Below are 25796 nucleotides of genomic sequence, written 5' to 3'. Positions count from 1 at the left end.
GCGACTTGCCCTGTGATTAGGCCTCAACGGTCGACGGAGACCTTGCTGAAGTCCTGCCGCCCGAACGGGCTTACCTGATAACCCTCGACCCCTTTGTGGAGCAGTGCGGCCGCCGTGGGATGCGCCAGCGGCAGCCACAGCGCCTGCTGCTGGATCAGCGTCTGCGCCTGCTGGTACAGGCGGCTGCGCACGCTCTGGTCGTTGGTGGTGCGCCCGGCATTGATCAACTGGTCCAGGCGGCTGTCGCAGAAGCGCGCGAAGTTGGTCCCGGACTTGACCGCCGCGCAGGCAAACTGCGGGCTGAGGAAGTTGTCCGGGTCGCCGTTGTCGCCGGCCCAGCCCATGAACAGCAGGTCGTGTTCGCCGGCCTTGGCGCGGCGGATCAACTCGCCCCATTCGATGGTGCGGATCTCGGCCTTGATGCCGACCTTGGCCAGGTCCGCCTGGAGCATCTGTGCGCCGAGGCTGGGGTTGGGGTTGAGCAGGCTGCCTGCCGGGCGGGTCCAGATCGTGGTCTCGAAGCCCTTGGCCAGGCCGGCCTTGGCCAGCAGCGCCTTGGCCTTCTTCTGGTCCATGGCATAGCCGGGCAGGTCCTTGGCGTAGCTCCAGGTATTTGGCGGGTAGGGGCCGTTGGCGGCGGTGGCGGTGTCTTCGAACACCGCTTTCAGGTAGGCGGGCTTGTCGAAGGCCAGATTGATCGCCTGGCGCACCTCGGGCTTGTCCAGCGGCGGGTGCTGGCTGTTGATGGCGACGAAGGCGGTCATGAACGCCGGGGTGGTCGCCACCTTCAGGTTGCCGTCCTTGCCGGCTTCGGCAATGTCCAGTGGTTTGGGCGACAGGGCCACCTGGCACTCGCCGCGCTTGAGCTTCTGCAGGCGCACGTTGGCGTCCGGAGTGATGGCGTAGATCAGCGGATCGACGGACGGCTTGCCGGCGAAGTAGTCGGGGTTGGCGCGGTAGCGCACCACGGCGTCCTTCTGGAAGCGTTGGAAGACAAACGGCCCGGTACCCACCGGCTGGCTGTTGAGCTTGTCCGGTGTGCCGGCCTTGAGCAGCTTGTCGGCGTACTCGGCCGAATAGATCGAGGCGAAGCCCATGCTCAGGGTGGCCAGGAAGGTGGCGTCGGCGTGGGTCAGGGTGAAGCGCACGGTTTGCGGGTCGGGTGCGTCGATCGCCTTGATCAGGCTCCCCAGCTGCAGCGACTGGGCATGCGGGTAGCCGCCCGGGGCGGTCTTGTGCCAGGCGTGGGCCGGATAGAGCATGCGCTGGAAGCTGAACAGCACGTCGTCGGCGTCCAGGTCGCGGCTCGGCTTGAAGAACGGCGTGGTGTGGAACCGCACGCCCTGGCGCAGCTTGAAGTCGTAGATCAGGCCATCGGCTGACACCGTCCAGCTTTCGGCCAGGCTCGGCACCACCTTGCCGAGGCCGGCATCGAACTCGACCAGACGGTTCATCAGCACATCGGCCGAAGCATTGGTGGTGGTCAGCGAGTTGTACTGCACCACGTCGAAGCCCTCCGGGCTGGCTTCGGTGCACACCGACAACGGCGCTGCCTGGGCCAGGCCGGCGGCGCACAGGGTGGTGAACAGGAGGGAAAGGGCGGCGGCACGCATGGTGACTCCTTGGCTGGTCGGTGGCCCATCTGCCGGTGCAGTCTGGAAAATTCAGGAAATGTCCTACCCTAGTGCGGACATGGGCAAATGACCACACCCTTTCGCATTAATTCGGCGACGGGCGGTCGACAGCTTCCCGCCCCAGTCGTTATGCTGCCCGGGCGCGCTCGGCCTGACCGGAATACTCATCTTCTGTTGTTGTGGCAGAGTCTTTCTGGTATAAAGCAGCGCTCTTTTCTAGGGGCTCGGCCTGTCGCGTCAGCGAATACGGTTGATAAGACCTCCAGAATCACGGCGCCTGGCGCCAAAGACTGAGAGATTAAGCGGCCAACCCATGCCGGGTTGGGCATGTGGTTTTAGAGGGCTGAGTCATGTCGAGAGTCTGTCAAGTTACTGGTAAGGGTCCAGTAACCGGGAACAACATTTCCCACGCAAACAACAAAACCCGTCGTCGTTTCCTGCCGAACCTGCAGCACCACCGTTTCTGGGTTGAGTCCGAGAAGCGTTTCGTGCGTCTGCGCGTATCCGCCAAAGGCATGCGCGTCATTGACAAGCGTGGTATCGACGTAGTGCTGGCCGAGCTGCGCGCTCGCGGCGAAAAGTTCTAAGGAGAACGTCATGCGTGAATTGATCCGTCTGGTTTCGAGTGCCGGCACCGGCCACTTCTACACCACCGACAAGAACAAGCGCACCACCCCGGACAAGATCGAGATCAAGAAATACGATCCGGTCGTCCGCAAGCACGTGGTGTACAAGGAAGCCAAGATCAAGTAATTGATCTGCGACCTGAAAAACCCGCTACCGTAAGGTGGCGGGTTTTTTTATGCCTGTTTGAAAGCGGCTTGCCCCGCGATCGGGCTTACTTCTGCTCGAACAGCACATAGATCTTGCGGCACGGCTCCAGCACTTCCCAGGTGCCCTTGAAGCCGGCCGGGATAACGAACCGATCACCGGTACGCAGGGTCTTGGCGTTGCCTTCCTGGTCGCGCAGCACCGAAACACCCTGGACGATTTCGCAGTACTCGTGTTCGGTGTAGTTCACTGTCCACTGGCCCACCTCGCCTTCCCAGACCCCGGCGGCGAACTGGCCGCAAGGGCTGGAATAATGGTTGTAGACAGCCTGGTCAGGCTCGCCCTTAAGGATTTTCTCCGCCGCCGGGCGGTAGCGTTCGGCCTCGGTGAGAACTTGGGCGAAGTCGACGATACTGGCGATGCTCATGGTTGTTACCCTGTTGTTGTTTAATAAAATGCACATCAGTAGGCTTTTAGGCCATTCGTGTCAAATATATTGATAGTTTGTCCGCCCTGGTTTAGGGTGTCGGATGCCGGTGTGCGTTCGTCGCCCGGCCAGAATTTCTGACAGCGCCCGTGAGTCCTCAGTGCGGCGTTGCACCTTAACAAGAGAGGAGTTTCCTATGACCACCCTGACTCGTGCGGACTGGGAACAGCGTGCCCAGCAACTGAAGATCGAAGGCCGAGCCTTCATCAACGGCGAATACACCGATGCCGCCTCCGGTGAAACCTTCGACTGCCTGAGCCCGGTGGACGGACGCTTCCTGGCCAAGGTCGCCAGCTGCGACCTGGCCGACGCCAACCGCGCTGTCGACAACGCCCGCGCCGTGTTCGAATCCGGTGTCTGGTCGCGCCTGGCCCCGGCCAAGCGCAAGGCCAAGCTGATCCGCTTCGCCGACCTGCTGCGCAAGCACGTCGAGGAGTTGGCCCTGCTCGAAACCCTCGACATGGGCAAGCCGATCAGTGACTCCTCCTCCATCGACATTCCGGGCGCGGCCCAGGCCATCCACTGGACTGCCGAAGCCATCGACAAAGTCTACGACGAAGTCGCCCCGACCCCGCATGATCAATTGGGCTTGGTGACCCGTGAGCCAGTGGGTGTGGTCGGTGCCATCGTGCCGTGGAACTTCCCGCTGCTGATGGCCTGCTGGAAGCTGGGCCCGGCCCTGGCCACCGGTAACTCCATCGTCCTGAAACCATCGGAAAAGTCGCCGCTGACCGCCATTCGCATCGCCCAGCTGGCCATCGAGGCCGGTATCCCGGCGGGCGTGCTGAACGTGCTGCCAGGCTACGGCCACACCGTGGGCAAGGCCCTGGCCCTGCACATGGACGTGGACACCCTGGTGTTCACCGGCTCCACCAAGATCGCCAAGCAGCTGATGGTCTACGCGGGCGAGTCGAACATGAAGCGCGTCTGGCTGGAAGCCGGCGGCAAGAGCCCGAACATCGTCTTCGCCGACGCCCCTGACCTGCAGGCTGCTGCCGAGGCCGCCGCCAGCGCCATCGCCTTCAACCAGGGCGAAGTCTGCACCGCGGGTTCGCGCCTGCTGGTCGAGCGTTCGATCAAGGACAAGTTCCTGCCCATGGTGGTCGAGGCCCTCAAGGCCTGGAAGCCGGGCAACCCGCTGGACCCGGCGACCACCGTCGGCGCGCTGGTCGATACCCAGCAGATGAACACCGTGCTGTCGTACATCGATGCCGGTCATCAGGATGGCGCCAAGCTGCTGGCCGGTGGCAAGCGCATCCTCGAAGAGACCGGTGGCACCTATGTCGAGCCGACCATCTTCGACGGCGTGACCAACGCCATGAAGATCGCCAAGGAAGAGATCTTCGGCCCGGTGCTGTCGGTGATCACCTTCGACACCGCCGAGGAAGCCATCGCCATTGCCAACGACACGCCGTATGGCCTGGCCGCCGGCATCTGGACCGCGGACATCTCCAAGGCCCACAAGACCGCCCGCGCCGTGCGCGCCGGCAGCGTCTGGGTCAATCAGTACGACGGCGGCGACATGACCGCGCCGTTCGGCGGCTTCAAGCAGTCGGGCAACGGCCGTGACAAGTCGCTGCACGCGTTGGAGAAATACACCGAGTTGAAGGCGACCTGGATCAAGCTGTAATCCAGTAACGTCTCATCGTGGGGCTCGTGGGGGCGGGCTTGCCCCGCGATGAGCCGCAGACAGCCGGGCCGGTTCACGCCGTCCCGGCTTTGTCGTCTCTGTCATATACGATTTGCGCTCAAAGGAGGCTGTGATGCGTTGGGGAACCTACTTTGCCGTCCTGGCGTCGGTGCTCAGTGTCGGGCTCGCCCTCGGCGTGAGCATGCCGCTGGTGTCCTTGCGCCTGGAGGGCTGGGGCTACGGCGGGTTCGCCATCGGTGTGATGGCAGCGATGCCGGCGCTGGGCGTGCTGGTGGGGGCCGCGGTGGCCAGCCGCCTGGCCGGCTGGCTCGGTGTGCCTGCAGCGATGCGCCTGTGCTTGTGGGGCGGCGCGGCGTCCATTGCCCTGGTCGCGCTGCTGCCCAGCTACCCCTTGTGGCTGCTGCTGCGCCTGATGATCGGCATGTCGCTGACCGTGGTGTTCATCCTCGGCGAAAGCTGGATCAACCAACTGGTGGTCGAGCAATGGCGCGGACGGCTGGTGGCGCTGTATGGCAGCAGCTATGCCCTGAGCCAGCTGGCCGGGCCGCTGGTGCTGGGTTTCCTCGGCTCGGACGACGACTTCGGTTTCTGGGCAGCGACCGGCCTGCTGCTGGTTGCGCCTTTGATTTTGCTGGGTCGGGGAGGGGCGCCAACCACCGAGGCGTGCAGCGTGACCTTCAGTGACCTGTTCGGCTTCTGCCGACGATTGCCGGTGATCGCCTGGGCCATCGCGCTGTTCGCGGCGTTCGAGGCGATGATCCTGACGCTGCTGCCGGTGTACTGCCTGCAGCAAGGGTTCACCACGGAGGTGGCGTTGTTCATGGTCAGCACCGTGGTGGTGGGCGACGCGGTGCTGCAATTGCCGATTGGCGCTCTGGCCGATCGCATGTCGCGGCGCACGCTGTTCAGTGGCTGCGCGCTGGCCTTGCTGGTTTCCAGCTTGGCGATCCCCTTGCTGTTGCACACACCGGTCATCTGGCCGCTGTGGGTGTTGTTCGGTGCCAGTGCGGGAGGCTTGTTCACCCTGTCGCTGGTGCTCATCGGCGAGCGCTACCGGGATGACGAACTGGTGCGGGCCAACGCCCATGTGGCGCAGCTGTGGGGCATTGGTTGCCTGCTCGGGCCGTTGCTGGCCGGGGCGGGGAGCCAGTGGATCAGTGGACACGCGCTGCCGTTGCTGATGGCGGTGGGGGCGGCGGGGTTGGTGGTGCTGACCCGGCGGCGGGATGCCTTCGAGCCGGCGTCGGCCTGACCGATAGCAATTGCGGGGCAAGCCCGCTCCCACGACCGGCGTGGGAGCGGGCTTGCCCCGCAATGCGTTCTACAACATCTTCTCCAGTCCGACCGCCTTGCTGATCCAGGCATTGAAGCGTCGCCATATCCCCCCGGGCTCGGTCACCAGCATATGCCCCTGGCCATTGTCCTCGGTCGCCCAGGCCAGTTTCCCGTCCACCAGCTTCACCTCGTAGCTCAGCGCGGGCGCCATGCCCTGCACGGCCAGATCGCGGGTGTATTCGGCCAGCTCCGGGCTGTCCACCAGCACCCCGACTTCGGTGTTCCACAGCACCGAGCGTGGGTCGAAGTTGAACGAACCGATGAAGGTCTTGCGGCGGTCGAACACCATGGCCTTGCTGTGCAGGCTGGAATCGGAGCTGCCATGCAAGCCCAGGCGCGGCCGTGGGGCGCCGGGCTGGCGGCGCAGCTCGTACAGTTGCACGCCATGTTCGAGCAGGGCGCGACGGTAGGGCGCGTAGCCACCGTGCACGGCCGGTACGTCGGTGGCTTCAAGGGAGTTGGTCAGCAGCTTGACCGAGGTGCCGGCGTCGGCGCGGCTGGTCAGGTACAGCAGCCCCGGTTCGCCGGGCACGAAATAGGCCGAGACCAGGATCAGCTCCTTGTGCACGCCGTTCAGCTCCGGGGCCAGCTGCCGGCTCATCAGCAATCGGGGATCTGGTTCGTTGTCCGCAAGCACCTTGCTCGGTGCATCCCACAAGGCCTGGCTGTGGGCCCAGATCAGTTCGTTGCGCCACACGTCCAGGCGCGGCTGCGACTGATAGGCCATCAGGCGGTCGTACAGTGCCTTGCGCTTGATTCGTGCCTCGGCCAGCGATACTTCCAGGCGCTGGCGGCTGGCGAACAGGTCGTCGGCATCAGGCTGGCGCCAGAGGAAATCGCCGATGGGGCGGCTCAGGGCGCTGTTCCAGTACTGGTCAAAGCTGTGGCCGAGCTGCTCGGCCACCGGGCCCACGCCCAGCAGGTCGATGTCGGTGAAGTTGAGGTTGGGCTCGGCGTCGAAGTACTCGTCGCCCAGGTTACGACCGCCGACGATGGCCATGCTGTTGTCCACCAGGAACAGCTTGTTGTGCATCCGCCGGTGCTGGCGCGACAGGTTGAACAGCCGCCCCACGGCGCGGGTAGCCCCAGTGCTGCGGCCCAGGTGCAATGGGTTGAACACGCGGATGTGAATGTTCGGATGGGCGGCGAGGGTACCCATCAGGTTGTCCAGGCCGTCGCTGGTGGTGTCGTCCAGCAGTATGCGCACGCGCACGCCGCGGTCGGCGGCGCGCAGCAGTTCGTGGACCAGGGCGCGGGTGCTGAGGCCGTCGTGGACGATGTAGTACTGCAGGTCGATGCTTGTCCGGGCGTTGCGGATCAGTTCGGCGCGGGCGCGGAACGCTTCGTTGCTGTTGGGCAGCAGGCGAAAGCCCGAACGCCCCTCGTAGGGGGCGGCCTGGCGCTGTACCGAGCGGCCGAACGCCGAATCGCCGGCCGGCAGGGCCTGGCTGACTTCACGGGGCGTACCGACGCTGGCACAGCCCGTCAGGCCGAGCTGCAGCACCAACAGCAGAGGCAAAGCTCGCTGGAGTCTCAAGGGTGGATCGTCCTGTGCAGCAAGGGCTTATGGGGTTGGACAATGCCAGGCGGCGCAACGTTACCCGTCGCCGTGCTCGGCCTCCAGTAGACGAAGGGCGGTTTCACCGACCTTGCGCACGGCGGCTTCAATCTGCGCCGTGGGTCGGGCGGCGAAGTTCATGCGCAGGCAGTTCCGGTACTTGCCCGAGGCCGAGAAGATGCTGCCTACGGCAATCTGCACACCCTGCTCCAGTAAAGCGCGGTTCAGGCGCAGCGTATCGAAACTTTCCGGCAATTCAACCCACAGCATGAAGCCACCTTGCGGGCGGCTGGCGCGGGTGCCCGGGGGAAAGTAGCGGGTCACCCAGTCGCACATCTGGTCGCGGCCGCGCTGGTACTGGCTGCGCATGCGTCGCAGGTGTGGCTGGTAGTGGCCTTCGGCGATGAAGTCGGCAATCGCCAGCTGCGGCTGGCAGGCGGTGCTGCCGGTGCTGATGTACTTCATGTGCAGCACCCGCTCCAGGTAGCGCCCGGGGGCTACCCAGCCGACCCGCAGGCCCGGGGCCAGGGTCTTGGAGAACGAACTGCAGAGCAGCACGCGGCCATCGTCGTCGAACGACTTGATCGTGCGCGGGCGTGGGTAGGTGTACGCCAGATCGCCATACACATCGTCTTCGAGGATCGCCACGTCATAGCGCTGGGCGAGGGTCAGCAGGGCCTTCTTGCGCGCTTCGGGCATGATGTAGCCCATCGGGTTGTTGCAGCTGGGGGTGATCTGGATGAGCTTGATCGGCCACTGTTCAAGGGCCAGTTCCAGGGCCTCCAGGCTGATGCCGGTGATTGGGTCGGTGGGGATCTCCAGGGCTTTCATGCCTAGGCCCTTCAACGTCTGCATGGCGCCGTGGAAGCTGGGCGAATCGACCGCGACGATGTCGCCGGGCTGGCACACCGCGCGAATGCTGCACGACAGTGCTTCGTGGCAGCCGGTGGTCACCACCAGGTCGGCCGGGCCCAGGCGGCAGCCGGAGTCGAGCATCAGGCGGGCGATCTGCTCGCGCAGCTGGGCGTTGCCGTGGATGTTGTCGTAGTACAGGCCGGGCATGTCCATGCGCCGGCTGATCTGCGCCAGGCTGCGCAGCAGTGGCTTGAGCGTGGGACTGTCGACGTCGGGCATGCCGCGACCGAGCTGGATCACGTCCGGGCGCGGGGTGGCGCGGACCAGCTCCAACACCTGTTCCCACTGGGAGATATCCACAGGCCGCTGGGCGGGGCGGCTGATGTCGGGCAGGGCGGGGAGCTGGCGATCCTCGGCGACGAAATAGCCGGACTTGGGCCGAGGCGATACCAGGCCGTTGTCCTCCAGCAGGCGGTAGGCCTGCTGTACGGTGCTCAGGCTGACCCCGTGCTCGACGCTCAGGGCGCGCACCGAGGGCAGGCGTTGGCCAGGGCGGTAGAGGCCTTGCTCGATACGCGAGCCGAGCAGTTCGGCGAGGTTGAGGTAGAGCGTCACGGCATACTCCTACGCGTTTGCGGGTCGATGACCGATACAGATTGTTGGAAAATACTTCATTCAACTGACTTCTCGCCAATTCTGTATGGGAATAATAAGCCACCGTTGAGTCTGTATTGTCGAGGGCACGAGGGTGCATGCTTTCCCCACGGTATCAACTGATGGGAGAACGCAGTGATGGGTGGCTTGAGCGATGTGCGCTTGCAACTGTTGCCTGGTGAACTCGAGGCCGGGCAGCGGCCCAAGGTCTTCAATGCGCCGGCCGGCCTGAGTCGTTGGGGCCTGATGCTGCATCGCTGGCGGACCCGCAGGGCGCTGCTGCAGTTGGATGATCGGCAGTTGCGCGATATCGGGCTGACCTGGGAGCAGGCGAGACGGGAAGGGCGCAAGCCCTTCTGGAAGGACTGAGCCGGATTGCTGATTACTGTTGAAATCGCTGGAGCCGCTTTGCGGCCCCAGCGCGACACAAGGCCGTTCCCACGGAGGGCCTGGTTCAGGCCGGTATCAGACCAGCTCCTTGAGCCGGTACCAGAGCATCCCCAGCGCCAGCAGCGGCGAGCGTAGCAGCTGGCCGCCGGGGAACGTGGTGTGCGGCACCTTGGCGAACAGATCGAAACGACCACCCTGCTGGCCGCTAATGGCCTCGCCGAGCAAGCGTCCGGCCAGGTGGGTGGCGTTGACCCCATGGCCGGAATAGGCCTGGGCGTAGTAGACGTTGGGCTGGCTGGCCAGACGGCCGATCTGTGGCAGGCGGTTGGCGCCGATGCCGATCATGCCGCCCCACTGGTAGTCGATGCGCACATCGGCCAACTGTGGGAACACCTTGAGCATCTTCGGCCGCATGTAGGCGGCGATGTCCTGCGGGTCGCGTCCGGAGTAGTGGCAGGCGCCGCCGAACAGCAGGCGCTGGTCGGCGGACAGGCGGTAGTAGTCCAGTGCCACGCGCTGGTCGCACACCGCCATGTTCTGCGGCAGCAACTGGCGGGCGCGTTCTTCACCCAAGGGTTCGGTGGCGATGATGTAGCTGCCGGCGGGTAGCACCTTGCCGCCCAGCTCGCGGTTGAGGTCGTTGTGGTAGGCGTTGCAGCACAGCACCAGGGTCTTGGCGCGCACCCGGCCCTGGGCGGTGTGTACCTTCACCTCGGGGCCATAGTCGATGCGTGTGACTTCAGACTGCTCGTACAGGCCGACACCCAGGCGGCTGGCCACTGCGGCTTCGCCGAGTGCCAGGTTGAGCGGGTGCAGGTGGCCCGAACCCATGTCGACCAGGCCGCCGACATAGCGGCCCGAACCCACCACCGAGTGCATGTCGCCGGGCTGTACCAGTCGCAGTTCGTGGCGATAGCCCAGGTTGCGCAGCTCCTCGGCGTCTTCGGCGAAGCCCTCCAGTTCGGCGGGCTTGTTGGCCAGGTCGCAGTAGCCCCAGGTCAAATCGCAGTCGATGCCATGGTGCTCGACGCGGTCGCGGACGATCTCCACGGCCTCCAGGCCCATGAGCTTCATGCTGCGAACCCCTTCTTCACCGATCACCGGGAGAAACTGCTCCAGGCCGTGGCCGACGCCGCGGATAAGCTGGCCGCCGTTGCGGCCGCTGGCGCCCCAGCCGAGCTTGCGTGCCTCCAGGAGGATCACCGACAAGCCGCGCTCGGCCAGTTCGATGGCGGTGTTCAGGCCTGAATAGCCACCGCCGACGATGCACACGTCGGCGCTGTGTTCGCCTTGCAGGAACGGATGGTCAGGGTGGGGCGCGCTGCTGGCGGCGTAGTAGGAGGCGGCGTGCTGCGCGCTGTGGACCATGGGGCGATTCCTGGGTTGAGACGAAAGGGGGAGGATAGGCAACTGCCCAATCGCGGGGCAAGTCGCATCGGCGCACCGCGACTGGGCTTATAATTCAACCTCATTCATCGCACTGTCCTTGGTCATGTCCTGCAACCGCCACAAGATCCACTTCCTGCGCGAACTCATTCCCTCGTTCGAGTGCGAGTCCGGCTGCCATGACTGCTGCGGCCCGGTCACCACGTCCGCCGAGGAAATGGCCCGTCTGCCGCGCAAGACCCAGGCCGAGCAGGACGCCGCCCTGGAGCGGCTGGACTGCGTGCACCTGGGCCCGAACGGCTGTACGGTCTATGCAGAGCGCCCGATGATCTGCCGCCTGTTCGGTACCACCCCGCGCCTGGCCTGCCCCCGTGGCCGAGGACCGGCGCAACCCATCGAGCCTGCGGCCGAGCAACTGGTCCATCAGTTCATCGCCACGACCCGTCAGGTGCTGGTCTGAGACCTCAGTCCGGGATCGGCAGGCACAGGCTCTCTTTCACCTCTTCCATCACGATGTAACTCTTCGACTCGCGCACATGGGGCAGTTTGAGCAGGATGTCGCCGAGCAGCTTGCGGTACGAGGCCATCTCCGAGATCCGCGCCTTCACCAGGTAGTCGAAGTCGCCCGACACCAGGTGGCACTCCAGCACGTGCGGCAGCTTGAGCACGGCGCGGCGGAATTCCTCGAAGGTGTCGCCGGACTTATAGTCCAGGCTGATCTCGACGAATACCAGCAGGCTGCCCTTCAGGTGCTGCGGATTGAGCCGGGCGTTGTAGCCCATGATGATCCCCTCGCGCTCCAGGCGCCGCACGCGTTCGGTGCAGGGGGTGGTGGACAGTCCGACCTTTTCGCCCAGTTCTGTGAAGGAAATACGCCCGTCATTCTGCAGGATCCGCAGGATGTTGCGGTCGATCTTGTCCAGTTCACGTTTGCTCTGGTGCTGGGTTCTCATAGGGGATGCCCCTCCGTGAAAGGCGATTTTGCCGAGAATTCTCGCCAAATATAGCTGCTTATATAGTGAATAGCACTGGTCGGAGATTCATATACTGCGCGCATCCATGCCATTTCAACAAAAGACTGCGGCGAGCCGCGTGCGAGGGATACAACAATGCGAGTTCTGGTACTTGGTAGCGGTGTGATCGGTACCGCCAGTGCCTACTATCTGGCCCGGCAAGGTTTCGAGGTCACGGTGGTCGATCGCCAGCCGGCGGTGGCCATGGAAACCAGTTTCGCCAACGCAGGCCAGATCTCGCCCGGCTATGCCTCGCCCTGGGCCGCCCCGGGCGTGCCGCTCAAGGCCATCAAGTGGCTGCTGGAGCGCCACGCGCCCCTGGCCATCAAGCTGACCGGCGACGTCGACCAGTACCTGTGGATGGCGCAGATGCTGCGCAACTGCACCGCCAGCCGCTACGCGGTGAACAAGGAGCGCATGGTGCGCCTGTCCGAGTACAGCCGCGACTGCCTCGACGAGCTGCGCGCTGAGACCGGCATCGCCTACGAAAACCGCAGCCTGGGCACCACCCAGCTGTTCCGCACCCAGGCCCAGGTGGACGCCGCGGCCAAGGATATCGCCGTACTGGAACAGTCCGGCGTTCCCTACGAGCTGCTCGACCGCGACGGCATCGCCCGTGTCGAGCCGGCCCTGGCCGGGGTGAAGGACATCCTCGCCGGTGCCCTGCGCCTGCCCAACGACCAGACCGGCGATTGCCAGCTGTTCACCACCAAGCTCGCCGAAATGGCCATCAAGCTGGGCGTCGAGTTCCGTTTTGGTCAGGATATCCAACGCCTGGACTTCGCCGGTGACCGCATCAACGGCGTATGGATCGACGGCAAGCTGGAAACCGCCGACCGCTACGTGCTGGCCCTGGGCAGCTATTCGCCGCAACTGCTCAAACCACTGGGCATCAAGGCCCCGGTCTATCCGCTCAAGGGCTACTCGCTGACCGTGCCGATCACCAATGGCGACATGGCGCCGACTTCGACCATCCTGGACGAGACCTACAAGGTCGCCATAACCCGTTTCGACAACCGCATCCGCGTTGGCGGCATGGCCGAGATTGCCGGTTTTGACCTGTCGCTGAACCCGCGTCGACGCGAAACGCTGGAGATGATCGTCAACGACCTTTATCCTCGCGGCGGCGACCTGAGCCAGGCGAGCTTCTGGACCGGCCTGCGCCCGGCCACCCCGGACGGTACCCCGATCGTCGGGGCGACCAAGTTCCGTAACCTGTTCCTCAACACCGGTCACGGCACCCTGGGCTGGACCATGGCCTGCGGTTCCGGTCGCCTGCTGGCAGACCTGATCGCGCGCAAGAAGCCGCAGATCAGTGCCGAAGGCCTGGACATCTCGCGTTATGGCAACAGCCGCGAGATCGCCAAGCACGGGCAGCCGGCGCCTGCGCATCAGTAAGCATTGATACTGCTGGCCTTATCGCGGGGCAAGCCTGCTCCCACGAACACCGTAGAGGCTGGTGGGAGCGGGCTTGTCCCGCGATAAGGCCGAAAACCGATTGACCCGTTCCCTCACCCCGGCGCGGTGGGTACCTACCCCCATCTGCCGTGTCGGGGCTTTATCGATAACCAGAATTGCCAGAAGGCTGCCGCCATGCGTCCCGCCCGTGCCCTGATCGACCTCCAAGCCCTCCGTCACAACTACCGCCTGGCCCGTGAGCTGACCGGCGCCAAGGCCCTGGCAGTGGTCAAGGCCGACGCCTACGGTCATGGCGCTGTGCGTTGCGCCCTGGCGCTCGAGCCCGAGGCCGACGGTTTTGCCGTGGCCTGCATCGAGGAGGCCTTGGAGCTGCGCGCGGCGGGCATCAAGGCGCCGGTGCTGCTGCTCGAAGGTTTCTTCGAGGCCAGCGAGCTGGCGCTGATCGCCGAGCATGACCTGTGGTGCGTGGTGCATTCGCTGTGGCAGCTGGAAGCGATCGAGCAGACTGCGGTGCGCAAGCCGCTGACCATCTGGCTGAAGATGGACACCGGCATGCACCGCGTCGGCGTGCACCCCAAGGATTATCACGACGCCTACCAGCGCCTGCTGGCCAGCGGCAAGGTGTCGCGTATCGTGCTGATGAGCCACTTCGCCCGCGCCGACGAACTCGATGCCGCCGCCACCGAGCAACAGGTCGCCGTGTTCGAGGCCGCGCGCCAGGGCCTGGCCGCCGAGTGCAGCCTGCGCAACTCCCCGGCGGTGCTGGGCTGGCCGCGCATCAAGAGCGACTGGGTGCGCCCGGGCATCATGCTCTATGGCGCCACGCCGTTCGAGGTGGCGCAGGCCGAAGCGGCCCGCCTGCAACCGGTGATGACCCTGCAATCGCGGATCATCAGCGTGCGCGAGCTGCCGGCCGGCGAGCCGGTGGGCTACGGCGCCAAATTCGTCAGCCCGCGCCCGACCCGCGTGGGCGTGGTCGCCATGGGCTATGCCGACGGCTACCCACGCCAGGCGCCCACCGGCACCCCGGTGGTGGTGGCCGGCAAGCGCACCCAGCTGATCGGCCGGGTGTCGATGGACATGCTCTGCGTCGACCTCACCGAGGTGCCCGAGGCCACTGTCGGCAGCCCGGTGGAGCTGTGGGGCAAGCAAGTCCTGGCCAGTGACGTGGCGCTGCAGGCCGGGACCATTCCGTACCAGATCTTCTGCAATCTCAAACGCGTGCCACTGGACTATATCGGCGAATAAGACGCTGAAGCGGACAGGCTGCGGGGCTGTGTGTTGTAAATACTGAACGGCATTGCCATCATATCGTTCACACTACCCCCATCTCGACCGATTCAGGAGGCTCCAGCTTTGGACGTCGGTGAACGACTGCAAGCCATCCGCAAGCTCAAGGGCCTGTCCCAGCGCGAACTCGCCAAGCGCGCGGGGGTGACCAACAGCACCATCTCGATGATCGAGAAGAACAGCGTCAGCCCGTCGATCAGCTCCCTGCGCAAGGTGCTCAGCGGCATCCCCATGTCCATGGTCGAGTTCTTCTCGGTGGAGCTGGCGCCTGAGAGCCCGACCCAGATCGTCTACAAGGCCCACGAGCTGATCGACATCTCCGACGGCGCGGTGACCATGAAGCTGGTCGGCAAGTCGCATCCCAACCGGGCCATCGCCTTCCTCACCGAGGTCTACCCGCCGGGTGCCGACACCGGCGCGGAAATGCTCACCCACGACGGCGAAGAGACCGGCATCCTGCTCGAAGGCCGCCTGGAACTGGTGGTCGGCACTGAAATATTCATTCTCGAGGCCGGCGACAGCTACTACTTCGAAAGCACCCGTCCGCACCGCTTTCGCAACCCGTTCGAGGAGCCGGCGCGGCTGATCAGTGCGGCGACCCCGTCGAACTTTTGATCCAGCGCAGTGCATTGATTCGCCAATACCCTTTCCCTCAGTGTGGTCGTTTCACGCCTTCCGGGTTCCCGCTATACTTTTCAACGCTCGCAATTCCGTGGCCGCGGGCGTGATTAGCCACCATGAGGGTGTTCGCGTGAACCAAATCAAGAAGATGCTGGCCGTACCAGCAGCCGTATTCGCCCTTTGGGCAATGAGCGCAACCGCTGCAACCAACGACGACATCGCCAAGCGCCTCGAGCCGGTTGGCCAGGTGTGCGTCCAGGGCCAGGAATGCAAGGGCATGGAAGTGGCCGCCACTGCCGGCGGGGGCGGCGCCAAGACCCCGGACGAGATCATCGCCAAGCACTGCAACGCCTGCCATGGCACTGGCCTGCTGAACGCGCCGAAAATTGGCGACACGGCGGCCTGGAAAGAACGCGCCGACCACCAGGGCGGCCTCGATGGCATCCTGGCCAAGGCCATCACCGGCATCAACGCCATGCCACCGAAAGGGACGTGCGCCGATTGCTCGGATGAAGACCTGAAAGGTGCGATCAAGAAGATGTCGGGGCTGTGAACCTGATCTGATTCGAGTAAAGCCCGCCATTGATGGCGGGCTTTTGTTTTTTCGGACTCTGATGGCCCTATTGCGGTGCCGGAACAGGCAACCAACCCGCTGCGACTTGTGTCCAACCCCTGAACCCACGGATGACTCAGGAGGCCCAGATGTATCGCTGCTCCATCGACCAGGCTGTCGAACAAGCCCTGGCCCGCCTGCCTAGCCATATCCACATGGGCCTGCCGCTCGGCCTGGGCAAACCCAATGCCTTCGTCAACGCGTTGTATGCGCGAGTTCGCGATCTCCCCGAGCGCCGGCTGACGATCTACACCGCCCTGTCCCTTGGTCGTCCCGCGCTGGGCGATGGTTTGCAGCGTCGTTTCCTCGAGCCCTTCGTCGAGCGTGTGTTCGCCGACTATGAAGAACTCACCTACCTGGCCGACCTGCGTGCCGACCGACTCCCGGCAAACATACGCGTCGAGCAGTTCTTCATGCAGCCCGGCAGCCTGTTGCACAGCGACGCGGCGCAGCAGGATTACGTCAGCAGCAACTACAGCCACGCGGCCCGCGACATCAACGCCAAAGGCCTGAACCTGGTCGCGCAACTGGTGGCGGCCACGCCTGAAAGGCCCGACCACCTAAGTCTGGCATGCAATCCCGACATCACCCTCGACCTGCTGCCGATGATCACCCGGCGTCGCGCCGCTGGCGAGACCATTCTGGTGCTGGGTCAAGTCCACGACGAACTGCCCTACATGCCCGGGGACGCGGAGCTGGAACTGACGCAGTTCGACCTGCTGATCGACCAGCCCGAGCGACGCCGGCTGTTCTCCACCCCGAACATGCCGGTGAACACCCAGGACCATTGCATCGGCCTGCATGCCAGCGCCTTGGTACGCGACGGCGGCACCCTGCAGATCGGCATCGGCGCCATGGGTGATGCGATCACCGCGGCGCTGCTGGCGCGCCAGGGCGACAACGAGGGCTATCGTGCGCTGCTCGATGAGCTGGATATCGGACCATGGCAGGCGCTGATCGAGCGGGAAGGGGGGCTGGATACCTTCGCCCAGGGGCTGTACGGCTGCAGCGAGATGTTCGTCAATGGCCTGCTGGCACTGGCCGACGCCGGGGTGGTGCGCCGTCCTGCCGACGAGCAGGGGGTGCTGATCCATGGCGGGTTCTTCCTTGGGCCTCGGGCGTTCTACCAGCGCCTGCGCGAGATGCCGTTGCAACAGCGCGCACGTTTCGCCATGAGCGCCATCAGCTTCATCAACGAGCTCTACGGTCAGGAGGCGCGCAAGCGTCGCCAGCGTCGGGATGCGCGCTTCGTCAACACGGTGTTCGGCATGACCCTGCTCGGCGCGGGGGTTGCCGACCAGCTCGAGGATGGCCGGGTACTCAGCGGCGTGGGCGGGCAATACAACTTCGTCGCTCAGGGGCACGCGCTGGAGGGCGGTCGCTCGATCCTGTTGCTGCGCAGCTGGCGTGAGGCCGGTGGCGAAGTGACCTCGAACCTTTACTGGACCTACGGCCATTGCACCATCCCCCGGCACCTGCGGGACATCGTGATCACCGAGTACGGCATTGCCGACCTGCGCGGGCAGACCGACAGCGAAGTCATTGCGCGGTTGCTGGCGATCAGTGACTCACGTTTTCAGCGCGAGCTGATGGAGCAGGCCAAGGCGGCGGGCAAGCTGGCCAAGGACTTCGAGCTGGAGGCGCGGTTCATGGACAATACGCCTGAGCGGCTTGAGACTATTCGGGCGCGGCATGCACGGCTGTTCCCTGAGTATCCGCTGGGGACTGATTTCACGGCAGAGGAGCGGGATCTGTTGCGGGCGCTGAACTGGTTGAAGAGCAAGTTCAAGCTGAGCGAGGTTTTGGAGTTGGGCAAGGCGGCGTTGGATGCACCGGGGCCCGAGGGGTATGGAGCACAGTTGGCGCGGATGCGGCTGGATGACCCGCAGGGTTTGAAGGCGGAGTTGTATCAGCGGTTGCTGCTGGCGGCGCTTCAGGCGACGCGGCAATGATGCAGCGTGGGAGCGGGGCAAGCCCGCTCCCACGAGTCCATCACTCGATGAACGTGACTACGCCGCCTTCAAGCGACTTCACACGAGCCAGCGATTCGACGCGATAGCCTTGGCTGTCCAGTTCGGCACGGCCGCCCTGGAACGACTTCTCGATGACGATGCCCAGGCCGGCCACGGTGGCGCCGGCCTGCTTGATGATCGAGATCAGTGCCTGGGACGCCTTGCCGTTGGCCAGGAAGTCGTCGATCACCAGCACGCGGTCGCTGCTGTTGAGATGGCGCGGCGAGATGGCCACGGTGTTCTCGGTCTGCTTGGTGAAGGAGTACACCGAGGCAGTCAGCAGGTTCTCGGTCAGGGTCAGCGACTGGTGTTTGCGGGCGAAGATCACCGGCACGCCGAGCTTCAGGCCGGTCATCACCGCCGGGGCGATGCCGGAGGCTTCGATGGTGACGATCTTGGTCACGCCCGAATCGGCGAACAGGCGGGCGAACTCGTCACCGATCAGCTGCATCAGCGCAGGGTCGATCTGGTGGTTGAGAAACGCGTCGACTTTGAGAACCTGATCGGAAAGCACGATGCCTTCTTCGCGAATCTTCTGATGCAGTGCTTCCACTGTTTATTCCTCGATGTAGATAGTGGCCTGTATGGCCGATTTGTAAGCTCAAATCGGCCATACAGGCCACCGTGGCCGCCAGAAGCGGCAAAGTTAAAGAGTAATGGTTGATCAGCGCTTGAGCATCGCCCGGATATCGGCCAGGGCGTTGTTGCCGCGCGCGGCTTTCACTTCCACGGGTGCATCGTCCAGGCCTTCCCAGGCCAGGTCGTCCGGCGGCAGTTCGTCGAGGAACCGGCTCGGGGTACAGTCAATGATCTCGCCGTACTGCTTGCGCTTGGCGGCGAAGGTGAAGGCCAGGGTCTGGCGCGCGCGGGTGATGCCCACGTAGGCCAGGCGGCGTTCCTCTTCGATGGTGTCGGCCTCGATGCTCGAGCGGTGGGGGAGGATCTCCTCCTCCATGCCCATGATGAACACGTAGGGGAACTCCAGGCCCTTGGAGGCGTGCAGGGTCATCATCTGCACGCCCTCGGCGTTCTCTTCCTCTTCCTGCTGGCGCTCGAGCATGTCGCGCAGCACCAGCTTGCCGATGGCGTCCTCGATGGTCATGTCACCTTCTTCGTCCTTCTCGAGGGTGTTCTTCAGCGCTTCGACGAGGAACCAGACGTTGCTGATGCGGAACTCCGCGGCCTTGTCGCTGGCGGTCTGCTGGCGGATCCAGTTCTCGTAATCGATGTCGCGGATCATCTCGTGCAGCGCGGCGATCGGGTCTTCCAGGGCGACCTTGTGGCGCACCCCGTCAAGCCAGTGCTTGAAGCGCTGCAGGCGCTCGGTGTAGCGGGCGTCCAGGTGTTCGCCCAGGCCCAGCTCCTCGCTGGCGGCGTACATCGAGATGCCGCGTTCGGTGGCGTAGTTGCCGAGCTTTTCCAGGGTGGTCGAGCCGATCTCGCGGCGCGGCACGTTGATCACCCGCAGGTAGGCGTTGTCGTCGTCCGGGTTGACCAGCAGGCGCAGGTAGGCCATCAGGTCCTTGACCTCCTGGCGGCCGAAGAAGCTGTTGCCGCCGGACAGGCGGTACGGCACCTGGTGGTGCTGCAGCTTCAGTTCGATCAGCTTGGCCTGGTAGTTGCCCCGGTAGAGGATGGCGAAGTCGCTGTACGGGCGGTTGGTGCGCAGGTGCAGGGTGAGGATTTCCATGGCCACGCGTTCGGCCTCGGCTTCCTCGTTCTTGCAGCGGATCACGCGGATCTCGTCACCGACGCCCATCTCGCTCCACAGCTCTTTCTCGAAGGCGTGGGGGTTGTTGGCGATCAGCACGTTGGCGCAGCGCAGGATGCGGCTGGTGGAGCGGTAGTTCTGCTCGAGCATGACGATCTTCAGGGAGGGGTAGTCCTCCTTGAGCAGCATCAGGTTCTCGGGGCGGGCGCCACGCCAGGCGTAGATCGACTGGTCATCGTCGCCGACCACGGTGAACTGGTTGCGCATGCCGATCAGCATCTTCACCAGCAAGTACTGGCTGGCGTTGGTGTCCTGGTACTCGTCCACCAGCAGGTAGCGCACGCGGTTCTGCCAGCGTTCGAGCACGTCGGGGTGCTCCTGGAACAGCTTGACCGGTTGCAGGATCAGGTCGTCGAAATCCACCGCGTTGAACGCCTTGAGCGTGCGCTGGTAGTGGGTGTAGACGATGGCCGCGGTCTGCTCGCGCGGGTTGCGCGCCTTTTCCAGGGCCTCTGGCGGCAGGATCAGGTCGTTCTTCCAGGCACCGATCATGTTCTTGATCTCGTCGATGCCATCGTCGCCGGAGTATTCCTTCTGCATGATGTCCGACAGCAGCGCCTTGATGTCGGATTCGTCGAAGATCGAGAAGCCCGGCTTGTAGCCCAGGCGCTCGTGCTCCTTGCGGATGATGTTCAGGCCCAGGTTGTGGAAGGTGCACACCGTCAGGCCCCGGCCTTCTCCCGGACGCAGCAGGGTGCCGACCCGCTCCTTCATCTCGCGCGCGGCCTTGTTGGTGAAGGTCATCGCCACGATGTACTGGGCGCGGATGCCGCAGTTCTGGATGAGGTGGGCAATCTTGCGCGTGATCACGCTGGTCTTGCCGGAGCCTGCACCGGCGAGCACCAAAAGAGGGCCGCCGACGTAGTCTCGGGCTTCCTGTTGCCGGGGATTGAGTCGGGACATGCTAGAAACCGGGGGTAACCAGAAAATAGCCGCGCATTCTAGCAGGCATGGGGCTGTTAATGCGCGACCGTCTGACGTTGTGATGGAGGGCGCGAATCGGATTTGCCGCATCTGCTACTTTCGCGCAGGATGCACGTCAGATTGCGTCGGGATGGCGGCCAGGGAAGGGCAACGACTAAAAGTGAAAATCATTTCCAATTAATCGGGTAGGATTGCCCGCGCTCGCCGTTCCACCGCCCATGTCTAAGGAGCCCGCTTGTCCACGCCTGTCGAACCCCTGCGTTTGCTGCTGTTGGCTGATGAGTCGGAATGGGCCGTGCACCTGCGCGAATGCCTGCAGCCGATGGGTGGCAGTGTCGTGCTGCTGACCGCGCCGACCTGGGCGGCGGTGGACAGCCTGTTCGCCAACGACCGCCAGGCCGTGGTGCTGGCCACGCCCGAGCTGCAGCCGGCCCCGGGGCGTTGCGAGCTGCCGACCATCCTGCTGCTGGAGCAGGAGCCGGCCAGCGCGCCGCTGGGTGTCAGCGACTGGCTGGTGCTGGCGCAGCTGACCACTGATACCCTGCGTCGCTCCCTGCGCCATGTGCGTGAGCGCGGTGTACTGGTGGCCACCCTGCAGCGGCTGGCCGAACAGGATCCGCTGACCGGCATCGCCAACCGCCAGGGCTTCCAGGCCCTGCTGACCGCACGCCTGGCCGAGAACGAAGGTCGCGGCCTGGCCCTCGGCCACCTCGACCTGGACAACTTCCGTCACGTCAACGATGCCCTCGGCCACCAGGGGGGGGACCGCCTGATCCTGCAGGTGGTCGCCCGGCTGAAGCACCAACTGGAGGCGAGCGATCAACTGGCGCGCCTGGGCAGCGACGAGTTTGCCCTGCTGATCGACACCCGGCGCGACCCCAACCGCGCCGAGTGGATGGCCGAGCGCATTACCGAGGCGCTGACCGAGCCCTACTGGATCGACGGCGAGAGCCTGCTGCTCGGCTGCAGCCTGGGGATCGCCCATGCCCGCGCCCAGGCCGGCGCCGACCCGCTGATGTGGCACGCGCATATCGCCATGCGCCAGGCCAAGAGCAGCCAGGGCTGCACCTTCCATGTGTTCAACGAGCGCATCAACCGCAACGCCCGCAGCCTGGCCGACCTCGAAAGCGAGCTGCGCCGCGCCCTGCGCCGCGACGAGTTGGAGCTGCACTACCAGCCGCGGCTCAACCTCGCCGACGGCCGCATCGTCGGGCTCGAGGCGCTGGTGCGCTGGAACCATCCCGAGCGTGGCCTGCTGGCGCCCAGCGAGTTCGTGCCGTTGGCCGAGCAGAGCGGGTTGATCGTGCCGCTGGGCTACTGGGTGATCTCCCGGGCATTGAGCGACATGCAGGCCCTGCGCGAGCGCGGCCTGGCGCCGCTGCACATGGCGGTGAACCTGAGCTTCCGCCAGTTTCAGGACAGCCAGTTGCTGGCCACTCTGAGCCGGCTGATCGTCGAGCACGGCGTCGATGCCCGCTGGCTGGAGTTCGAACTGACCGAGACCGCCGTGATGCGGCGTAACGAGCTGGTGCGCCAGACCATGGACGCCCTGGGGCGCCTGGGGGTGCGTTTCTCGCTGGATGACTTCGGGACCGGCTTCTCGTCGTTCGTGCACCTGAACAGCCTGCCGATCACGCTGCTCAAGGTCGATCGTAGCTTCGTCGGTGGCATGGAGCAGCGCGAGGAGAATGCCAAGCTGGTGCACGCGATGATCAACCTGGCGCACAACCTGAACCTGGAGGTGGTGGCCGAAGGGGTGGAGAGCGAGGAGCAGCTGGCGCTGCTGCGGGCATTCGGTTGCGACCAGGTGCAGGGCTTCCTGGTAAGCCGGCCGTTGCCGGTGGAGGCGTTGATCGAGTACCTGTTGCAGGTGCCGAGCCCGGGTCTGGTGCAGACCTTATAGATCTCATGCAGCCTTGTGCCGCGAAAAGGGGCGCAAAGCGCCCCCGGCAATTTCAAGCCGTAAAGATGATCAACCGACCAACATGCGCCCGGTCTCTTCCAGGTTTTCATGCCAGCTCAAGGCTTCGCGCAGGATATGCGGGGTATGCCCGCCACGCTGGCAGGCGCGCTCGAAGTAATCGTTGAGCGCTGCGCGGTAGTCCGGGTGCACGCAGTTGTCGATGATCACCCGGGCACGCTCGCGCGGCGCCAGGCCGCGCAGGTCGGCCAGGCCCACCTCGGTCACCAGGATGTCCACGTCATGCTCGGTATGGTCGACGTGGCTGACCATCGGCACCACGCTGGAAATCGCGCCGCCCTTGGCGATCGACTTGGTGACGAAGATCGCCAGGTGCGCGTTGCGGGCGAAGTCGCCCGAGCCACCGATGCCGTTCATCATCTTGGTGCCGCAGACATGGGTGGAGTTGACGTTGCCGTAGATGTCGAACTCCAGCGCCGTGTTGATGCCGATGATCCCCAGGCGACGGACCACTTCCGGGTGGTTGGAGATTTCCTGCGGACGCAGCACCAGCTTGTCCTTGTAACGCTCCAGGTTACCGAACACGTCGGCGTTGCGGCGGCTCGACAGGGTGATCGAGCTGCCCGAGGCAAAGCTCAGCTTGCCGGCGTCAATCAGGTCGAAGGTCGAGTCCTGCAGCACTTCGGAGTACATGGTCAGGTTGTCGAACGGCGACTCGATCAGGCCGCACATCACCGCGTTGGCGATGCTGCCGATGCCGGCCTGCAGTGGGCCGAGGTTGTTGCTCATGCGCCCGGCGTCCACCTCGCCCTTGAGGAAGGCGATCAGGTGGTCGGCAATGCCCTGGGTCTCGTGGTCAGGCGGCAGCACGGTGGACGGCGAGTCCGGCTGATCACTGATGACGATGCCGACGATCTTGGCCGGGTCGATCGGGATCGCGGTGCTGCCGATGCGGTCGTCGACCTTCACTAGCGGGATCGGCGTGCGGGTCGGGCGGTAGGTCGGGATGTAGATGTCGTGCAGGCCTTCGAGGTTGGCATGGTGCGACAGGTTGATCTCGACGATGACCTGCTTGGCGAAGATCGCGAAGCTGGCCGAGTTGCCGACGGAGGTGGTCGGCACGATATGGCCTTGCTCGGTGATCGCCACCGCTTCGATGACCGCGATGTCCGGCAGGGTGAGCTGTTTGTTGCGCAGCTGCTCGACGGTTTCCGACAGGTGCTGGTCGATGAACATCACCTTGCCGTCGTTGATGGCCTTGCGCAGGGTGCTGTCGACCTGGAACGGCATGCGCCGGGCCAGCACGCCGGCCTCGGTCAGTTGCTTGTCCAGGTCGTTGCCCAGGCTGGCGCCGGTCATCAGGCTGATCTTCAGCGGCGACTGTTTTGCACGCTCGGCCAGTGCGTGGGGCACGGCCTTGGCTTCGCCGGCGCGGGTGAAACCGCTCATGCCGACGGTCATGCCGTCCTGGATCAGGCCAGCGGCGTCAGCCGCACTCATAACCTTGCTGTGCAGGGAGGACAAGCGGATACGATCACGGTACATGGATTGTTATCTCAGGCTACTGAAGCTACTGGAAGCGCAGTCTAGAGATTTCACCCGGAACCGTCCCGCGACCATGGTCGTAGGCGAAGGCCGGAAGTAGAGCCGTTGATCTGGATCAAGCCAATGAAAAGGCCCCTGGGAATATCTCCCCAGGGGCCTTATGCACTTCTTATAGGTGCAAGGTCGGGTCAGTCCACGGCCTTGACCATGTCCTCGATGACTTTCTTGGCGTCACCGAACACCATCATGGTCTTGTCCAGGTAGAACAGTTCGTTGTCCAGGCCCGCGTAGCCGCTGGCCATTGAGCGCTTGTTGACGATGATGGTCTTGGCCTTGAAGGCCTCGAGGATCGGCATGCCGGCAATCGGCGACTTCGGATCGTTCTTCGCCGCCGGGTTGACCACGTCGTTGGCGCCCAGCACCAGTACCACGTCGGCCTGGCCGAACTCGGCGTTGATGTCTTCCATCTCGAACACCTGGTCGTACGGCACCTCGGCTTCGGCCAGCAGCACGTTCATGTGGCCTGGCATACGGCCTGCAACCGGGTGGATCGCGTATTTCACGGTCACGCCGTTGTGCACCAGCTTCTCGGTCAGTTCCTTGAGCGCGTGCTGGGCGCGCGCCACCGCCAGGCCGTAGCCGGGAACGATGATCACGCTGTCGGCGTTGCTCAGCAGGAAGGTGGCGTCGTCGGCCGAGCCGGACTTCACCGGGCGCTGCTCCTTCGAACCCTGCGCCGCGCCGATATCGGTATCGCCGCCGAAGCCGCCGAGGATGACGTTGAAGAACGAACGGTTCATCGCCTTGCACATGATGTACGAGAGGATCGCACCGCTGGAGCCCACCAGGGAGCCGGCGATGATCAGCATCGAGTTGTTCAGCGAGAAGCCGATACCCGCCGCCGCCCAGCCCGAATAGCTGTTGAGCATCGACACCACCACCGGCATGTCGGCGCCGCCGATCGGGATGATGATCAGCACGCCCATGACGAAGGCCAGGGCCAGCATCAGGGTGAACGCGCTGTAGTGGCCGGTGAAGGTGAACAGCAGTCCCAGGGCGATGGTCGCCAGGCCCAGGATCAGGTTCAGCTTGTGCTGGCCGGCGAACTGTACCGGTGCGCCCTGGAACAGGCGGAACTTGTACTTGCCCGACAGCTTGCCGAAGGCGATCACCGAGCCCGAGAAGGTAATCGCACCGATGGCCGCGCCGAGGAACAGCTCCAGGCGGTTGCCGGTGGGGATCGGGTCGCTGATGCTGGCGACGATGCCCATCGATTGCGGCTCGAGCACGGCGGCGATGGCGATGAACACCGCGGCCAGGCCGATCATGCTGTGCATGAAGGCGACCAGTTCGGGCATCTTGGTCATCTCGACGCGCTTGGCCATGATCGAGCCAGCGCTGCCGCCGACCAGCAGACCGACGATGACGTAACCGATGCCAGCGGTCGCCAGCTCCGCGCCAAGCTTGTAGATCAGGCCGACCGTGGTGAGGATGGCGATGCCCATGCCGATCATGCCGAACAGGTTGCCCCGGCGTGAGGTGGTCGGGTGCGAGAGGCCCTTGAGCGCCTGGATGAAGCAGACCGAGGCGACCAGGTACAGAAGCGTTACCAGATTCATGCTCATGCTTACTTCTGCCCCTCGTTCTTGGTTTTCTTCTTGAACATTTCCAGCATGCGGCGGGTGACCAGGAAGCCACCGAACACGTTGACCGCGGCCAGCGCGACGGCCAGGGTGCCCATGACCTTGCCGGCCGGGGTGACGGTCAGCGCGGCGGCCAGCATGGCGCCGACGATGACGATCGCGGAAATGGCGTTGGTGACCGCCATCAGCGGCGTGTGCAGGGCCGGGGTGACGTTCCACACCACGTGGTAGCCCACGTAGATGGCCAGCACGAAGATGATCAGGTTGTAGATGCCGTGGGAAATCAGCATGTCTTCCATTGTC

The 25796-nt window shown here is 64.5% G+C and carries 23 protein-coding genes; 12 read left to right on the top strand and 11 right to left on the bottom strand.

Annotated elements, in window-relative coordinates:
• Positions 1-23 precede the first annotated feature (23 nt).
• A complete protein-coding gene (locus tag K5H97_RS28540; RefSeq protein ID WP_028689933.1) occupies positions 24-1613 on the bottom strand; it encodes an ABC transporter substrate-binding protein in 1590 nt (529 codons plus the stop codon).
• 371 nt (positions 1614-1984) lie between these two features.
• Here K5H97_RS28540 and rpmB point away from each other — a divergent pair, with 371 nt between their 5' ends.
• Positions 1985-2221: a 50S ribosomal protein L28 gene (rpmB, locus tag K5H97_RS28535; RefSeq protein WP_003258972.1), complete on the top strand. Its 237-nt coding sequence runs from the start codon at positions 1985-1987 to the stop codon at positions 2219-2221.
• Positions 2222-2231: 10 nt separating this feature from the next.
• Positions 2232-2387, top strand: coding sequence for a 50S ribosomal protein L33 (rpmG, locus tag K5H97_RS28530; RefSeq protein WP_003253507.1), 156 nt, complete (start codon positions 2232-2234; stop codon positions 2385-2387).
• An 85-nt stretch (positions 2388-2472) separates the two neighbouring features.
• On the opposite strand, the gene K5H97_RS28525 is transcribed toward rpmG, so the two are convergent.
• Positions 2473-2832, bottom strand: a complete 360-nt coding sequence (locus tag K5H97_RS28525; RefSeq protein WP_028689931.1) for a cupin domain-containing protein — start codon at positions 2830-2832, stop codon at positions 2473-2475.
• Positions 2833-3028: 196 nt separating this feature from the next.
• Here K5H97_RS28525 and K5H97_RS28520 point away from each other — a divergent pair, with 196 nt between their 5' ends.
• Both K5H97_RS28520 and K5H97_RS28515 read left to right on the top strand, forming a co-directional pair.
• Positions 3029-4522 (top strand): aldehyde dehydrogenase, encoded by a 1494-nt coding sequence (locus K5H97_RS28520; protein WP_028689930.1) that lies wholly within the window; start codon positions 3029-3031, stop codon positions 4520-4522.
• Between the two features lie 133 nt (positions 4523-4655).
• The gene (locus K5H97_RS28515) at positions 4656-5795 is read left to right on the top strand and encodes an MFS transporter (RefSeq protein ID WP_028689929.1); all 1140 of its coding nucleotides are present in this window, start codon (positions 4656-4658) and stop codon (positions 5793-5795) included.
• 69 nt (positions 5796-5864) lie between these two features.
• Here the strand turns inward: K5H97_RS28515 and K5H97_RS28510 are convergent, their stop codons facing one another.
• Both K5H97_RS28510 and K5H97_RS28505 read right to left on the bottom strand, forming a co-directional pair.
• Entirely contained in the window at positions 5865-7415 is a 1551-nt protein-coding gene (locus tag K5H97_RS28510) for a phospholipase D family protein (protein WP_028689928.1), read from the bottom strand.
• 60 nt (positions 7416-7475) lie between these two features.
• On the bottom strand, positions 7476-8906 hold the full coding sequence (locus K5H97_RS28505) for an aminotransferase-like domain-containing protein (RefSeq protein ID WP_028689927.1): 1431 nt from the start codon (positions 8904-8906) through the stop codon (positions 7476-7478).
• Between the two features lie 177 nt (positions 8907-9083).
• Between K5H97_RS28505 and K5H97_RS28500 the strand changes: the two genes are divergently transcribed.
• Entirely contained in the window at positions 9084-9314 is a 231-nt protein-coding gene (locus tag K5H97_RS28500; protein ID WP_028689926.1) for a DUF1127 domain-containing protein, read from the top strand.
• Between the two features lie 96 nt (positions 9315-9410).
• Here K5H97_RS28500 and K5H97_RS28495 read toward each other — a convergent pair whose 3' ends face one another.
• Positions 9411-10703, bottom strand: coding sequence for an NAD(P)/FAD-dependent oxidoreductase (locus K5H97_RS28495; RefSeq protein ID WP_028689925.1), 1293 nt, complete (start codon positions 10701-10703; stop codon positions 9411-9413).
• Between the two features lie 124 nt (positions 10704-10827).
• Here K5H97_RS28495 and K5H97_RS28490 point away from each other — a divergent pair, with 124 nt between their 5' ends.
• Positions 10828-11181, top strand: a complete 354-nt coding sequence (locus tag K5H97_RS28490; RefSeq protein ID WP_028689924.1) for a YkgJ family cysteine cluster protein — start codon at positions 10828-10830, stop codon at positions 11179-11181.
• 4 nt (positions 11182-11185) lie between these two features.
• Here the strand turns inward: K5H97_RS28490 and dadR are convergent, their stop codons facing one another.
• Positions 11186-11674, bottom strand: a complete 489-nt coding sequence (dadR, locus tag K5H97_RS28485) for a transcriptional regulator DadR (RefSeq protein ID WP_003258963.1) — start codon at positions 11672-11674, stop codon at positions 11186-11188.
• Positions 11675-11830: 156 nt separating this feature from the next.
• On the opposite strand from dadR, the gene dadA reads away from it, so the two are divergent.
• The 5 genes from dadA (at position 11831) to K5H97_RS28460 (ending at position 17629) form a co-directional block, all read left to right on the top strand.
• Positions 11831-13132: a D-amino acid dehydrogenase gene (gene dadA, locus K5H97_RS28480; RefSeq protein ID WP_028689923.1), complete on the top strand. Its 1302-nt coding sequence runs from the start codon at positions 11831-11833 to the stop codon at positions 13130-13132.
• 195 nt (positions 13133-13327) lie between these two features.
• On the top strand, positions 13328-14401 hold the full coding sequence (gene alr, locus K5H97_RS28475; protein ID WP_028689922.1) for an alanine racemase: 1074 nt from the start codon (positions 13328-13330) through the stop codon (positions 14399-14401).
• 108 nt (positions 14402-14509) lie between these two features.
• Complete coding sequence (locus K5H97_RS28470) at positions 14510-15058, top strand: cupin domain-containing protein (RefSeq protein WP_023629132.1); 549 nt, start codon at positions 14510-14512, stop codon at positions 15056-15058.
• A gap of 154 nt (positions 15059-15212) precedes the next feature.
• Positions 15213-15617 carry a c-type cytochrome gene (locus K5H97_RS28465; protein WP_036985953.1) on the top strand — a complete coding sequence of 135 codons (405 nt, stop codon included), beginning with the start codon at positions 15213-15215 and terminating at the stop codon, positions 15615-15617.
• A 149-nt stretch (positions 15618-15766) separates the two neighbouring features.
• Entirely contained in the window at positions 15767-17629 is a 1863-nt protein-coding gene (locus K5H97_RS28460; protein WP_028689920.1) for an acetyl-CoA hydrolase/transferase C-terminal domain-containing protein, read from the top strand.
• A gap of 40 nt (positions 17630-17669) precedes the next feature.
• On the opposite strand, the gene xpt is transcribed toward K5H97_RS28460, so the two are convergent.
• Positions 17670-18242: a xanthine phosphoribosyltransferase gene (gene xpt / locus K5H97_RS28455; protein ID WP_028689919.1), complete on the bottom strand. Its 573-nt coding sequence runs from the start codon at positions 18240-18242 to the stop codon at positions 17670-17672.
• 111 nt (positions 18243-18353) lie between these two features.
• Complete coding sequence (rep, locus tag K5H97_RS28450; RefSeq protein ID WP_028689918.1) at positions 18354-20363, bottom strand: DNA helicase Rep; 2010 nt, start codon at positions 20361-20363, stop codon at positions 18354-18356.
• Positions 20364-20619: 256 nt separating this feature from the next.
• Here rep and K5H97_RS28445 point away from each other — a divergent pair, with 256 nt between their 5' ends.
• On the top strand, positions 20620-22287 hold the full coding sequence (locus K5H97_RS28445; protein ID WP_028689917.1) for a putative bifunctional diguanylate cyclase/phosphodiesterase: 1668 nt from the start codon (positions 20620-20622) through the stop codon (positions 22285-22287).
• Positions 22288-22356: 69 nt separating this feature from the next.
• Here the strand turns inward: K5H97_RS28445 and K5H97_RS28440 are convergent, their stop codons facing one another.
• The 3 genes from K5H97_RS28440 to K5H97_RS28430 all read right to left on the bottom strand — a co-directional run bounded on the left by K5H97_RS28440 (position 22357) and on the right by K5H97_RS28430 (position 25792).
• Positions 22357-23850 (bottom strand): acetyl-CoA hydrolase/transferase family protein, encoded by a 1494-nt coding sequence (locus tag K5H97_RS28440; RefSeq protein WP_028689916.1) that lies wholly within the window; start codon positions 23848-23850, stop codon positions 22357-22359.
• 188 nt (positions 23851-24038) lie between these two features.
• Positions 24039-25475 (bottom strand): NAD(P)(+) transhydrogenase (Re/Si-specific) subunit beta, encoded by a 1437-nt coding sequence (locus tag K5H97_RS28435; RefSeq protein WP_028689915.1) that lies wholly within the window; start codon positions 25473-25475, stop codon positions 24039-24041.
• Positions 25476-25477: 2 nt separating this feature from the next.
• A complete protein-coding gene (locus K5H97_RS28430) occupies positions 25478-25792 on the bottom strand; it encodes an NAD(P) transhydrogenase subunit alpha (protein ID WP_023631272.1) in 315 nt (104 codons plus the stop codon).
• Positions 25793-25796: the final 4 nt, after the last annotated feature.

It is taken from the genome of Pseudomonas mosselii, from assembly GCF_019823065.1.
Taxonomy (GTDB): domain Bacteria; phylum Pseudomonadota; class Gammaproteobacteria; order Pseudomonadales; family Pseudomonadaceae; genus Aquipseudomonas; species Aquipseudomonas mosselii.
The sequence above is the reverse complement of the archived record's forward strand: the minus strand, read 5'-3'. Positions and strand labels throughout refer to the sequence as shown.